Below are 13,328 nucleotides of genomic sequence, written 5' to 3'. Positions count from 1 at the left end.
ATCAAGCGCCCTCCAAGGCAGCAATCTCACGGATGGATTGCGCCAGTGCGTCTCTGTTGCTGTCATTGAGCATCTGGTGAAAACGGGCTGCGGCCCGCAGGACAAACGCCATTCGCTGATCGAGATCGGATAGGTTCGCCAGCGGGTTGCGGCCAAAATCGATGGTGCGACCGTCATCGACCCGCTGACATTGACTGGAGAGGGTCAGCTCGATGGCCTGGGCTACACCGGAAGGGAAGCCGGTCACGTAAGAAAAATGGTTGCTACGCAGCAGCATTACCAATTGACGGTTTTCGTAGATGCTCGGCTGAAGAATGTTTTGCTGTTCGTGCCAGGCCAGATGCTGCACGCTTGAGGCAATGTTTCCCGCCTCAATGGCCTCGAAGGCATTCAAGACTTGTTCAAACGCCTTCCCAAACGGGAGCGTTTCCTGACTTACCGGCCAAAGCACGGGAAACTTTGCGTGCCCATAAATGCCTTCGCGTGCCCTCAAACACTTCTTCAACTCCGCCAACCCTCGCACCGCATAAAACTGATGCAGCGGATAAACATCCAGAAACAGCGTGGTATTGCCCATCGCCATCATGTCGTACACATGCCGGAACTGTTGCTGCACCAATGACAGCTCTTCACCCGAAGTACGCAAATCCAGCGAAGGCACAGGGTTGCGCGCCCTCGCCTCTTGGTAATCCCCCCAGTCCTCGGCCTGTCGGGGCATTTTGTCCGGAGTGAGCAGCCCGGACTCACGGCGCCCGTCCCGCACCCGCTGCCGCGCCTCATGCTCCTGGCGGATCAGCTCGATACTGTCCCCCGCATGCAGCAATCCACAACCGACCTGCTTGGACGCGAACGCCGCCAGCCCGGCCCACTGGAACCGCGAGTCATGCAGCCACAGTCGGGCATACGCGGCGTTGATCGCCCGGTTGCGCTGCACCGGATCGGCGATCAGCACGCCGTCAGGGGCGACGATGTTCTCCGCCTCCCGCTGATAGGCACGCCAAAGGCACTGGCACGTCAAAACCGGCACCTCGGTCACCCTCACCCGTTCGCCATACAACATCTCTTCATTGCACTCACAGTCGGCAACGGGCGTGATGTTGTGATTCAGGCGCAGGGCATCGCTGGGGTATTTGTTGAAACACTGGGTCATGTCCGGGCAAACATCCGGTAGGGGTTTCCCTGACCCTACCAGCGCAAAACACTTGCGAAACCGACCTTGGGAAAAATCAGAAAGCCCTGACAGACGATGACCATCGAGCGCGGGGAAGCGTCCTCAAAAGCCCTAAGAAACATCCTTCAAGGCCCGGTTTACGGGCATTTGATCGACGAGCAAGTCCCGGATGAAACCGATCAGTCAGAAACTGAATGGTGACGCACAGCAGATTATTGACGTACGACACTCATGTAAGGGAAAAGAGGTGCTAGCATAGAGCCACCAGTCGATCTCAGCATGCAGCCTAACTAGTAGTCAGGATATGACCGAGCCAGAAGACCCCAGCCGTGAGCGCCTCAAGCACCACTTTGCCCAGCGGGTAATTCATCAGGCACGTCAGATTCTTGAGATATGGCAGCGCCTGCAACGCAGTGAGTGGTCCACTGCCGACCTCGCCGAACTGAGCGAGGCCAATCTGCGCCTGCTGCGTTTTGCCGAGCGCTTCGAACAGCCCGAGCACACGCAGCTGGCCCGCCACATCAGCCAGTCGCTGGAAGCGGTGGACGCCAATCGCGGACGCCTGAGCAGCGGCCTGATCACCGATCTCAACCGTTTGATGCAGCGTCTGTCGCGCACCGGGCTGCGCCATGGCGATCAGCTCGATCAGACCTTCCTGCCGCCCTTGCGCAAACCGATCTACGTGATGCTGCAGGATCACGACCGCGCCGAGCGGCTGGCCAAGCAGCTGGAGTTTTTCGGTCTGAGCGCTCAGGCGCTGGACAGTGTGTCGGCGTTTCGCTCCTCGATGGTCGAGCGCCTGCCGGCCGCGATTGTCATGGACGTGGATTTCAGCGGCGCCGGCGTCGGTCTGAAGCTCGCCGCCGAAGCCCAGCAAGGTCTGGAAGAACCGCTGCCGCTGCTGTTCTTCAGCCTGCACGAAACCGACACCCCGACCCGCCTCGCAGCGGTGCGCGCCGGTGGCCAGGAATTTCTCACCGGTACCCTCGAAGCCTCGAGCCTGCTGGAGAAGATCGAAGTCCTGACCTGCGTCGCCCAGTACGAACCCTATAAAGTGCTGATCATCGACGACTCCCGCGCCCAGGCCCTGCACACCGAACGCCTGCTCAACAGCGCCGGGATCGTCACCCGCACCCTGATCGAACCGATCCAGGCCATGGCCGAGCTGGCGGACTTCCAGCCGGACCTGATCATTCTCGACATGTACATGCCGGCCTGCACCGGCACCGAGCTGGCCAAGGTCATTCGTCATAACGATCGCTACGTCAGCGTGCCGATCATTTACCTGTCGGCCGAAGACGATCTGGACAAGCAGCTCGACGCCATGAGCGAGGGCGGCGACGACTTCCTGACCAAGCCGATCAAGCCGCGCCACCTGATCACCACCGTACGCAACCGCGCCGCCCGCGCGCGCAACCTGAAAGCACGGATGGTTCGCGACAGCCTCACTGGCCTCTACAACCACACGCACATTCTGCAATTGCTCGAAGACTGTTCGTTCCGCGCCCGCCGCGAGAACAAGCCGTTGAGCTTTGCCATGCTCGACATCGACCACTTCAAACGGGTCAACGACAGCCACGGCCACCCCATGGGCGACCGGGTGATCAAGAGCCTGGCGCTGTTCCTCAAGCAACGTCTGCGCAAGACCGACTTCATCGGCCGTTACGGCGGCGAAGAGTTCGCCATCGTCATGCCCGACACCGATATAGAAGCCGCGCACAAAGTGCTCGACGAAATCCGCCAGCGCTTTGCCGAGATTCACTATCCGGCCCAGCCGCAGGATCTGTGGTGCACCTTCAGCGCCGGCGTGGTGGAGATGCGCGACGACTCCGACAGCCTGATGATGGCCAGCCAGGCCGACGAGGCGCTGTATCGCGCCAAGGGCGAAGGGCGCAATCGGGTGCAGACCGCCCGCGACTCAAAGCAAAGTGCCACTTTTTCATCGGAATCGCCCCAATCGGTCATAACCCTGTAACAGAACCGCAATAAATTCAGGCACTTACCATTCTGCCGTTGGTAGCCGTCATGCGCCTGAAGTTGCTCACCAATCTCAACACTCTGTTGCTGGTCGCCGTCTGCGTGGCCCTCGGCGCCACCCTGTGGTGGTCGCAGAAAGCCCTGGAACGCCCGTATCTGTTGATGGAGCGTTATCTGGGGCTGTCGCAGCAATTTCAGAATGAAGTCGCACGCAACGTCGAGGATTACCTCGCCAGCGGTGACGCTCTGCGCCTGAGCAGCGCCAGCCAGGCCATCGATCAGTTGCACAAAGAACTCGGTGAGCTGCCACCCGCGCTGGCCGACACCTTGCGCCCGAGCCTCAGCGGCCTCGATGAATTCAGCAAGACCGACCTGCTGGCTGCCGGCAAACTCGCCGGTGATCCGCAGGCGTTGCTATTGCAGGCCGAGCGCGAATTGAGCGCCAGTCTCGACCAACTCAGCACCTACGCCGGTGGCAACGCGACCTACCTGACGCCCCTGCTGATCGCCTCTCAACATCTGGGCAAACTGTCGCTGGCCCGGGACAAACTGGTCAGCAGCGGACGCAGTGAACTGGCCGCCGATGTCGAGCGCGAAGTCAGCAACATCCGCGCCCAGGCCCAAACGATCGATGCCCTGCCCTTGCTCGGTGTGGTCGCCAGCAGTGAGTCCGGCAGCGACGACTTCGCCGCGCTGATGGGCATCGAAAGCACCGAAAAAGCCGCCGCCGAAGACGCCGGCGTCGGCCTCAAACGCGAACTCAACAGTTTGCTCGGCCGTTATCCGGCGGAGCTGGCGCGCACCCGCGAGCAGATCCAGAAGCGCACCGACCTGAGCACCGCAACCCACCAGAAAATCGCCGCCGTGCAACAAGCCATCGCCGGCCTCGAACCGGTGGTACGCGCCCAGCACGGGCAGATCCAGGGCGAAGTACGGCTGATGCAAGGCGTGATGATCGGCCTGATTCTGCTGATCGCGCTGCTGATCGATACCCTGCAGCGGCGCCTGGCCCGCACCCTGACCAACCTCGCGCCGGCGCTGTCGACCTGGGCCGAAGGCGACTTCAGCCGCGACATTCATCTGGGCAAGACCAACCGCGAACTGCACGACATCGAAGCCTCGCTCAATCGTCTGCGCGCCTACCTGGTGGATCTGGTCGGGACCATTCGCGGCAATGCCGAACAGGTGGCGGGCAGCAGCCGCACCCTCGCCGAACTGAGCAATGACTTGCACAGCGGTGCCGAACATCAGGCCGGCGATACAGCGCTGATCCGTGATTCTCTCGGCGAACTGGAAGCGACCATTCAGCAAGTGGCCGGCGATGCGCGCCAGGCCGCCGACGCCAGTCGCCATGCCGGGCTGGCGGTCGAACACGGGCAACAGGTGATCGGCCAGAGCCTCACCGGCCTGCACGCGCTGGTCGGTGAAGTGCAAGGCAATGCGCAGATGATCGAACACCTGGCCGAAGAGTCGGCGACCATCGGCGGCGTACTGACGGTAATCCGCTCGATTGCCGACCAGACCAACCTGCTGGCGCTCAACGCGGCGATCGAAGCCGCCCGCGCCGGGGAAATGGGCCGTGGGTTTGCCGTGGTGGCCGAAGAAGTCCGCTCACTGGCGCAACGCACCGCCGGCGCCACCGCCGAAATCCAGACCCTGATCGCCGGCCTGCAAACCGCCGCCCGGCAATCGGTCGAGGGCATGCGCGCACAGGTCGAACATGCCGAGGCCACCGCCAATCAGGCGCAATCGGCGGACGGGGCGCTGGACAGGATTGTCGGCGCGATCCAGACCATCTCCGACACGGCCATCCGCATTGCCGAGATCACCGCGCAACAGAGCGGCGCGGTCAGCGAGATTCGCGATCACAGCGAACGGATTCACCAGTTGGGCGGGGACAATCTGCTGCGCATCGGTCAGGGCCGCGAGCAAGGCGAGAACTTGCTGTTGCTGGGCGGTCAGCTGCACACCGCCGTGCAGGCGTTCCGCGTGTGACACACAGCGCAGGGCCAAGTCCGCTATCATTCCCGCACCTTTGATTCGCGAGATTGTCATGCGCCGTCTGCTCTGCCTGCTGTTTTTCGTCTTCGCCCTGCCGGCCGGCGCCGCCGGTCTGTTCGACAGCAAACCCAGCGCCACGCTGGGCTCGGTCAACAATAGCGCCGATTTCCTGCCGGTGCGCGAAGCCTTTCAACTGAGTCTGGTCGAGAGCACGCCGCAATCGGTCAAACTGCGCTTCGTAGCCACCGAAGGCTATTACCTCTACCGCCACCGTTTCCAATTTCGCGCCGAGCCGGCGGAGGTAAAACTTGGCGCCGCACAACTGCCGCAAGGCGAACAGAAACACGACGAGTATTTCGGTGACGTCGAGGTCTACCACGGCATTCTCGATGTGGAGCTGCCACGCAATGATGCCCGAGCGTTCACGCTGGCCGTCACCTATCAGGGCTGTGCCGACAAAGGCTTGTGCTATCCACCGGAAACCGAACGTCTGAGCATCGAGGGCAACGCAGCGCCAAGTGGTGCGTCCGCGCCGGTAGCAGGTTGGGACTGGCGAGATCTGGCGCTGTTTTTCCTGGCGGGCCTGGGCCTGACCTTCACGCCGTGTGTATTGCCGATGCTGCCGATCCTGTCCGGTGTTGTGTTGCGCGGGCAGGTCGGCGGTTTGCGTGGCTTCAATCTGTCCTTGGCTTATGTGCTGCCGATGGCCGCGTGCTTCGCGCTGCTCGGGGCCTTGATGGGGCTCTTCGGCGCGCAACTGAATTTGCAGGCACGGCTGCAATCGGCGTGGGTGCTGGTGCCGTTCGCGATGTTCTTTGCGGTGTTCGCGCTGGCGATGTTCGGCGTATTCGAGCTGAAACTGCCGCACTTCATCAGCAGCCGCCTCGACCGGATCGCCGGGCGCACCGAAGGCGGCTCGTTGTGGGGCGCGGCGGTGTTGGGTGTGGTGTCGAGTTTGCTGGTATCGCCGTGCGTTTCCGCACCGCTGGCCGGCGCACTGCTTTATATAAGCGCCAGCGGCGACGCGCTGGGTGGCGGCCTGAAGCTGTTCATGCTCGGCCTGGGCATGGGCGCGCCGCTGTTGCTGGTGGCTACCGGTGGCGCGGCGTGGCTGCCGAAAAGCGGGCCGTGGATGATGTACGTGAAGAACGGCATCGGCGTGTTGCTGCTCGGGCTGGCCATCGGTTTGCTCAGCCGGGTATTGCCGGGACAGATCACCTTGTTGCTGATCGGCCTGCTGGCCGGCGGCGTCGGCCTGTTCCTCGGCGCTTTGGAATTCGTCTACAAACCGCCGCGCAAACGCCTCGGCCAGTTGCTGGGCCTGTTCCTGCTGTTTTATGCGCTGGCCTGCTGGTACGGCGCGTTCAGCGGGCAGACCGACCCGCTGAATCCAATAGCCCCGGCACGACTTGCCGACAGCGGCTCGACCGCGCAAAACAGCGGCTCGTGGCAGACCGTCAGCACCCCGGCGGAACTGGATCGGGCACTGCTCGAAGCGAAAACCGCCGGCACCCCGTTGCTGCTTGACTGGTACGCCGACTGGTGCATCAGCTGCAAAGTCATCGAACACGAAGTACTCAATGACGCCACAGTCGTGGATCGGCTCAAGGGCTTTCGGCTGATCCGCTTCGACATCACCGCCAGCAACGCCGAACAGCGCACCCTGCTCGACCGCTACAGCCTGTTCGGCCCACCGGCGCTGATGTTCTTCGGCAAGGACGGGGTGGAACGTCGCGATGTGCGGGTGATCGGCGAGATCAACGCCAGCGACTTCGCCGAACGTGTCGCCAAAGCGAATGACCGGATTTAATCAGTCAGTCACATATTTTGCGCAAACATCGGTCATCGTGCTGGCTATTGCAGAGAACTGGACAGTCACAAAGTCTTTGCGGCATAGTCGCCGGGTTCTGACGAAGGCTCACCCATAACAAGGAACACGCAGATGGCAACGCTACTGGTGCTGCACGGCCCCAACCTGAACCTGCTCGGCACCCGGGAACCCGGGACCTACGGGTCGACCACCCTGGCGCAGATCAATCAGGATCTGGAACGCCGCGCCCGTGAAGCCGGCCATCATCTGCTGTATCTGCAAAGCAACGCCGAGTACGAATTGATCGACCGCATCCACGCCGCACGCGGCGAAGGCGTGGACTTCATTCTGATCAACCCGGCGGCATTTACACACACAAGTGTCGCATTACGTGACGCGCTGCTGGGAGTGAGCATCCCATTCATCGAAGTGCATTTGTCCAACGTGCACAAACGCGAACCTTTCCGCCATCACTCTTACTTCTCCGACGTAGCGGTAGGAGTGATCTGCGGCCTTGGCGCCAGCGGTTATCGACTGGCCCTGGAGGCTGCACTAGAGCAGCTTGAACAACAAGCTATACGCCCCTGACCGACCCTTGGGAGTTGATGATTCATGGATATCCGTAAAGTTAAGAAACTGATCGAATTGCTGGAAGAGTCCGGCATCGACGAGCTCGAGATCAAGGAAGGCGAAGAGTCCGTACGCATCAGCCGTCACAGCAAGACCCCGGCGCAGCAGTACTACGCACCGGCTCCGATGCAGGCTCCGGCCGCTGCACCTGCCGCCGCTGCCGCTCCGGTTGCTGCTGCCGCAGCTCCAGCTGCCGCTGCTGCTCCAGCGCTGAACGGCACCGTTGCCCGTTCGCCGATGGTCGGCACCTTCTATCGCAAATCTTCGCCAACCTCGCCGTCCTTCGTTGAAGTCGGCCAGACCGTGAAGAAAGGCGACACCCTGTGCATCGTCGAAGCCATGAAGATGATGAACCACATCGAAGCTGAAACCAGCGGTGTGATCGAGTCCATCCTCGTCGAAGACGGCCAGCCGGTTGAGTACGACCAACCGCTGTTCACCATCGTTTGAACTGCGGAGAGCCTTTGATGACTGCGAAGTTGGAAAAAGTTCTGATCGCTAACCGCGGTGAGATCGCCCTGCGGATTCTGCGTGCCTGCAAAGAGATGGGCATCAAGACCGTCGCCGTTTACTCCAAGGCCGACAAAGAGCTGATGCACCTGGGTCTGGCAGACGAATCCGTCTGCATCGGCCCGGCTTCTGCCGCTCAGTCCTACCTGCACATCCCGGCCATCATCGCTGCCGCTGAAGTGACTGGCGCTACCGCCATTCACCCAGGCTACGGTTTCCTCGCGGAAAACGCCGACTTCGCCGAGCAGGTCGAGAACTCCGGCTTCGCCTTCATCGGTCCGAAAGCCGAAACCATTCGCCTGATGGGCGACAAGGTATCGGCCAAGCACGCGATGATCGAAGCGGGCGTGCCAACCGTTCCAGGTTCCGACGGCCCGCTGCCGGAAGACGAGGAAACGGCGCTGCGCATCGGTCGTGAAGTCGGCTACCCGGTGATCATCAAGGCCGCCGGCGGCGGTGGTGGTCGCGGCATGCGCGTGGTGCACAAGGAAGAAGACCTGATCGCCTCGGCGAAACTGACCCGCTCCGAAGCTGGCGCGGCGTTCGGCAACCCGATGGTCTATCTGGAAAAATTCCTGACCAACCCGCGTCACGTCGAAGTGCAGGTTCTGTCCGACGGCCAGGGCAACGCCATCCATCTGGGCGACCGCGATTGCTCGCTGCAACGCCGCCACCAGAAGGTTCTCGAGGAAGCGCCGGCACCGGGCATCGACGAGAACGCGCGCAAGGAAGTCCTGGCTCGCTGCGTCAAGGCGTGCATCGACATCGGCTACCGTGGCGCCGGCACCTTCGAGTTCCTGTACGAGAACGGTCGTTTCTACTTCATCGAAATGAACACCCGTGTTCAGGTGGAACACCCGGTTTCGGAAATGGTCACCGGTATCGACATCGTCAAGGAGATGCTCAGCATCGCCGCTGGCAACAAGCTGTCGTATACCCAGGATGATGTGGTGATCCGCGGTCATTCGCTGGAATGCCGGATCAACGCCGAAGACCCGAAAACCTTCATGCCGAGCCCGGGTACGGTCAAGCATTTCCACGCACCAGGCGGCAACGGCGTTCGCGTCGATTCGCACCTGTACAGCGGTTATGCCGTTCCGCCGAACTACGACTCGCTGATCGGCAAGCTGATCACTTACGGCGCGACCCGCGACGAAGCCATGGCCCGCATGCGCAATGCCCTGGACGAAATCGTGGTTGACGGGATCAAGACCAACATCCCGCTGCACCGTGATCTGACCCGTGACGAAGGCTTCTGCAAAGGGGGCGTGAACATTCACTACCTCGAGCACAAGTTGGCTGGCGAGAAGCACTAAGCTTCAGCCCGCACCAGACAAGGCCGCCTTCGGGCGGCTTTGTTGTTTCCGAAGGTTTCATCTGCTCACACATTCCCCGCTCCCACAAAACCGTCGCGCTCGCGTAAACTTGCGCGCTTCTCGCAGGCCGCTAGGCTGCAATCAATCTTTTTCACAGGTGCCCGCCATGCCTTGGCTGCAAGTAAGACTCGCCATCAGCCCGGAACAAGCCGAAACCTACGAAGACGCTTTCCTTGAAGTGGGCGCCGTTTCGGTGACCTTCATGGACGCCGAAGACCAGCCGATCTTCGAGCCGGAACTCAACACCACCCCGCTGTGGGCACACACCCACCTGTTGGCCCTGTTCGAGGGCGGCACTGAAGCCGCCCCGGTACTGGCCCATCTGGAACTGCTGACCGGCAGCCCGCTGCCCGAGCACCACAGCGAAGTAATCGAAGACCAGGACTGGGAACGCAGCTGGATGGATGGTTTCCAGCCGATGCGTTTCGGTCAGCGTCTGTGGATCGTGCCGAGCTGGCACGCCGCCCCGGAGCCGGACGCGGTCAACCTGCTGCTGGACCCGGGCCTGGCGTTCGGCACCGGTACCCACCCGACCACCGCCCTGTGCCTGGAATGGCTGGACGGCCAGGACTTGAAAGACTGCAACGTGCTGGACTTCGGCTGCGGCTCGGGGATTCTGGCGATTGCCGCCCTGCTGCTGGGCGCGAAAGAAGCCGTGGGCACCGACATCGACGTGCAGGCACTCGAAGCCTCCCGCGACAACGCCGGGCGCAACAACATCGCGGACGAACTGTTCCCGCTGTACCTTCCGGAAGACCTGCCGCAGGTCAAAGCCGACGTACTGGTGGCCAACATTCTGGCCGGCCCGCTGGTTTCCCTGGCGCCACAACTGTCCGGCCTGGTCAAGTCCGGCGGGCGTCTGGCGCTGTCCGGGATCCTCGCCGAACAAGGTGACGAAGTCGCTGCCGCCTACGCGCAGGACTTCGATCTCGACCCGATCGCCAATCGTGATGGCTGGGTGCGCATCACCGGCCGTCGGCGCTAGAATGACCGCCTGCTCAATCCGGACCGCCGCATGACCGACAGCTTCGTCACCCAGTGCCCGCATTGCCAAACCAGTTTCCGCGTCAGCCACGCTCAGTTGAGCGTGGCCCGCGGGGTGGTTCGTTGCGGCTCCTGCCTGCAAGTGTTCAATGCCGCCAAGCAATTGCTGGAGCAACACGCAGGCAAGGAAGCGGCCACGCCGGTGGCGCCGCTAATCAGCGAGCCGCCGATCAGCGAGCCTGAGCCCGTCGAGCCACCGGCCATCGTCGAAGCGCCCGAGCCGCGCGCCATCAGCCAGAAGCAATGGAGCGCCGCCGAGCTGGATCTGGACAGTCTGGATCTGGACGAAGAGCTGGCCCGCCTCGAGCAACGGGAAATCCAGCCGACCACCGAGTTCGGCCGTCCACGCGAAGACGCCCTGAGCGCTCGTCGCGACAGCCACGAACCGGAAGACACGACATGGCCGGACAGCCTGTTCAGCGAACCGGCAGATGAGCGAGCTCCCGAAGTCGAAGATGAACCCGACGTCGTCGAGCCTGAACCCGTCCGATCGGAGCGCACCGAACCTTCGCTGTCGCTGGAGCCGGTGGATCTCGACGACGAACCGCCGATCCCGCAACTGCGCCTGCACGATCCGATCGACCCGAATGCCCGTCGTGAACGCCTGTCGGCCAGCGATGACGCCGACGACGAACTGCCACTGATCGAGCCTGCGCGCAAAAAACGCGAACGCGTCGAATCCAGTGTTCGCGCCGAAGCCTTGCAGGATCTGACCGATGATCCGCTGCAACTGGACTGGCAGAAACGCCGCTCGCCCTGGGGCCGTCGCCTGCTCTGGCTGTTGCTCATCGTGCTGGCCGCCGCCGGCCTGGGCGGACAATACGTCGCCTATCACTTCGACGAGCTGGCGCGCCAGGATCAATACCGGCCATGGTTCCAGCAACTGTGCCCGCAAATCGGCTGCACGGTGCCGTCCAAAGTGGATATCGCCAAGATCAAGAGCAGCAACCTGGTGGTGCGCAGCCACCCGGAATTCAGCGGTGCGCTGGTGGTGGACGCGATCATTTATAACCGCGCGCCGTTCTCGCAGCCGTTTCCGCTGCTGGAGCTGCGCTTCGCCGACCTCAACGGCCACCTGATCGCCAGTCGTCGCTTCAAACCCGGCGAATACCTCAACGGCGACCTCGAAGGCATGGCGGAAATGCCGCCGCAGACGCCGATCCACATCGCTCTGGACATCCTCGATCCAGGCCCGAAAGCGGTGAACTACAGCCTGAGTTTCCACTCACCCGAGTGAGCGCTTTACCGCTCCCGGATTGACGGCAATTTTCTGACTGCACACCGCACAACCAAACCGGCGGTAATAACAGAATAACTGTTCAGATTTTGTTCAATTCAGCCTTTATCCAGTCATCGAGAGCGGGTATCATGCCAACCCTTTTTCGAACTCTCATGATCCGGCCCCACTTCAGGGAAGTCCTATGTCGGCGGTACGCATCGGCCCATATACATTGCAGAACGGTTTGATCCTCGCCCCGATGGCGGGTGTCACCGACCAGCCCTTTCGTCAGCTGTGCAAGCGTCTGGGCGCAGGGCTTGTAGTCTCGGAAATGGTCACCAGTGACATGAGCCTGTGGAACACCCGCAAGTCGCGCATGCGCATGATCCACGAAGGCGATCCCGAGCCACGCTCGGTGCAGATCGCCGGTGGCGATGCGCAGATGCTGGCGGATGCGGCCCGGGCCAACGTCGAGCTGGGCGCACAGATTATTGATATCAACATGGGTTGCCCGGCGAAGAAGGTCTGCAACAAGGCCGCCGGCTCCGCGTTGTTGAAGGATGAAGCACTGGTTACCGAGATCCTGCATGCCGTCGTGGCGGCGGTTGATGTGCCGGTGACCCTGAAGATCCGCACCGGATGGGATCGCGACAACAAGAACGGCCTGACCGTGGCGAAGATCGCCGAACAGGCCGGGATCACGGCGCTGGCGGTGCATGGCCGCACCCGCGCCGACCTGTACACCGGCGAAGCCGAGTACGACACCATTGCCGCGATCAAGCAGGCGGTGTCGATTCCGGTCTTTGCCAACGGCGACATCGTATCGCCGGAAAAGGCCCGCTACGTGCTCGACGCGACCGGTGCCGATGGCCTGTTGATCGGCCGGGCCGCCCAGGGGCGGCCATGGATTTTTCGCGAGATCGAACACTTTCTGCGTACCGGCGAAAAACTGCCGGCGCCGGAGCTGATCGAGGTGGAACGCATTCTGCTTGAGCATCTGGCCGCCCTCCACGCCTTCTATGGGGACGTGATGGGTGTGCGAATTGCCCGCAAGCATGTGGGCTGGTATCTCGCAACCTTGCCGGGCGCCAGGGAGTTTCGCGCCCACTTCAATCGTTTGGATGGTACGGAAACACAATGCGCCAACGTTCGGGAGTTCTTCGCCGAACGTTACAAGAGCCTGACAGGGGACGGAGAAGGGGTGGCCGCATGACGATGATGACCGAGACTTTAGTGAGTGGAACAACACCCGTGAGCGACAACGTGAATTTGAAACAGCACCTCAATACCCCGAGCGAAGAAGGCCAGACCCTTCGCGGGAGTGTCGAGAAGGCGCTGCACAATTATTTCGCCCACCTTGAGGGCGCGTCCGTCACGGATGTGTACAACCTGGTGCTCTCCGAAGTCGAGGCTCCCCTGCTCGAAAGCGTGATGAACTACGTCAAGGGCAACCAGACCAAGGCCAGCGAGCTGCTCGGACTGAACCGCGGCACGCTGCGCAAGAAACTCAAGCAGTACGATCTGCTGTAAGCATTCAATCAAACCAGAAAGGCGCCCGCGTAAAACCGGTCGCCTTTTTTGCTGACTTCC

The 13,328-nt window shown here is 61.9% G+C and carries 10 protein-coding genes and 1 pseudogene; 10 read left to right on the top strand and 1 reads right to left on the bottom strand.

Annotation, left to right across the window (positions count from 1 at the left end; translation table 11 throughout):
- Position 1 precedes the first annotated feature (1 nt).
- Positions 2-1,150, bottom strand: coding sequence for a DUF2515 family protein (locus ACKUG4_RS06055; RefSeq protein WP_445433641.1), 1,149 nt, complete (start codon positions 1,148-1,150; stop codon positions 2-4).
- A gap of 325 nt (positions 1,151-1,475) precedes the next feature.
- On the opposite strand from ACKUG4_RS06055, the gene gcbA reads away from it, so the two are divergent.
- From gcbA to fis, 10 genes and pseudogenes are all read left to right on the top strand, one after another.
- Positions 1,476-3,146, top strand: a complete 1,671-nt coding sequence (gene gcbA, locus ACKUG4_RS06050; RefSeq protein WP_039772046.1) for a diguanylate cyclase GcbA — start codon at positions 1,476-1,478, stop codon at positions 3,144-3,146.
- Between the two features lie 1,490 nt (positions 3,147-4,636).
- A pseudogene (locus ACKUG4_RS06045) lies at positions 4,637-5,143 on the top strand (methyl-accepting chemotaxis protein); the annotation flags it as partial.
- Between the two features lie 58 nt (positions 5,144-5,201).
- Positions 5,202-6,959: a protein-disulfide reductase DsbD gene (locus tag ACKUG4_RS06040; protein WP_445433640.1), complete on the top strand. Its 1,758-nt coding sequence runs from the start codon at positions 5,202-5,204 to the stop codon at positions 6,957-6,959.
- Between the two features lie 132 nt (positions 6,960-7,091).
- The gene (gene aroQ / locus ACKUG4_RS06035; RefSeq protein ID WP_007951022.1) at positions 7,092-7,547 is read left to right on the top strand and encodes a type II 3-dehydroquinate dehydratase; all 456 of its coding nucleotides are present in this window, start codon (positions 7,092-7,094) and stop codon (positions 7,545-7,547) included.
- 24 nt (positions 7,548-7,571) lie between these two features.
- The gene (gene accB / locus ACKUG4_RS06030; RefSeq protein ID WP_007951023.1) at positions 7,572-8,039 is read left to right on the top strand and encodes an acetyl-CoA carboxylase biotin carboxyl carrier protein; all 468 of its coding nucleotides are present in this window, start codon (positions 7,572-7,574) and stop codon (positions 8,037-8,039) included.
- 17 nt (positions 8,040-8,056) lie between these two features.
- Positions 8,057-9,415, top strand: coding sequence for an acetyl-CoA carboxylase biotin carboxylase subunit (accC, locus tag ACKUG4_RS06025; protein WP_064593229.1), 1,359 nt, complete (start codon positions 8,057-8,059; stop codon positions 9,413-9,415).
- A gap of 166 nt (positions 9,416-9,581) precedes the next feature.
- Positions 9,582-10,460, top strand: coding sequence for a 50S ribosomal protein L11 methyltransferase (gene prmA, locus ACKUG4_RS06020; RefSeq protein ID WP_007951025.1), 879 nt, complete (start codon positions 9,582-9,584; stop codon positions 10,458-10,460).
- 30 nt (positions 10,461-10,490) lie between these two features.
- A complete protein-coding gene (locus ACKUG4_RS06015; RefSeq protein WP_445433639.1) occupies positions 10,491-11,756 on the top strand; it encodes a DUF3426 domain-containing protein in 1,266 nt (421 codons plus the stop codon).
- Between the two features lie 184 nt (positions 11,757-11,940).
- A complete protein-coding gene (gene dusB, locus ACKUG4_RS06010; protein WP_007951027.1) occupies positions 11,941-12,951 on the top strand; it encodes a tRNA dihydrouridine synthase DusB in 1,011 nt (336 codons plus the stop codon).
- A complete protein-coding gene (gene fis, locus ACKUG4_RS06005) occupies positions 12,948-13,268 on the top strand; it encodes a DNA-binding transcriptional regulator Fis (RefSeq protein WP_002555375.1) in 321 nt (106 codons plus the stop codon). The genes dusB and fis overlap by 4 nt, the downstream gene beginning before the upstream one ends.
- The last annotated feature ends 60 nt before the right edge of the window (positions 13,269-13,328 follow it).

The sequence above is a fragment of the Candidatus Pseudomonas auctus genome (assembly GCF_048654275.1).
Taxonomy (GTDB): domain Bacteria; phylum Pseudomonadota; class Gammaproteobacteria; order Pseudomonadales; family Pseudomonadaceae; genus Aquipseudomonas; species Aquipseudomonas pharyngis.
The sequence above is the reverse complement of the archived record's forward strand: the minus strand, read 5'-3'. Positions and strand labels throughout refer to the sequence as shown.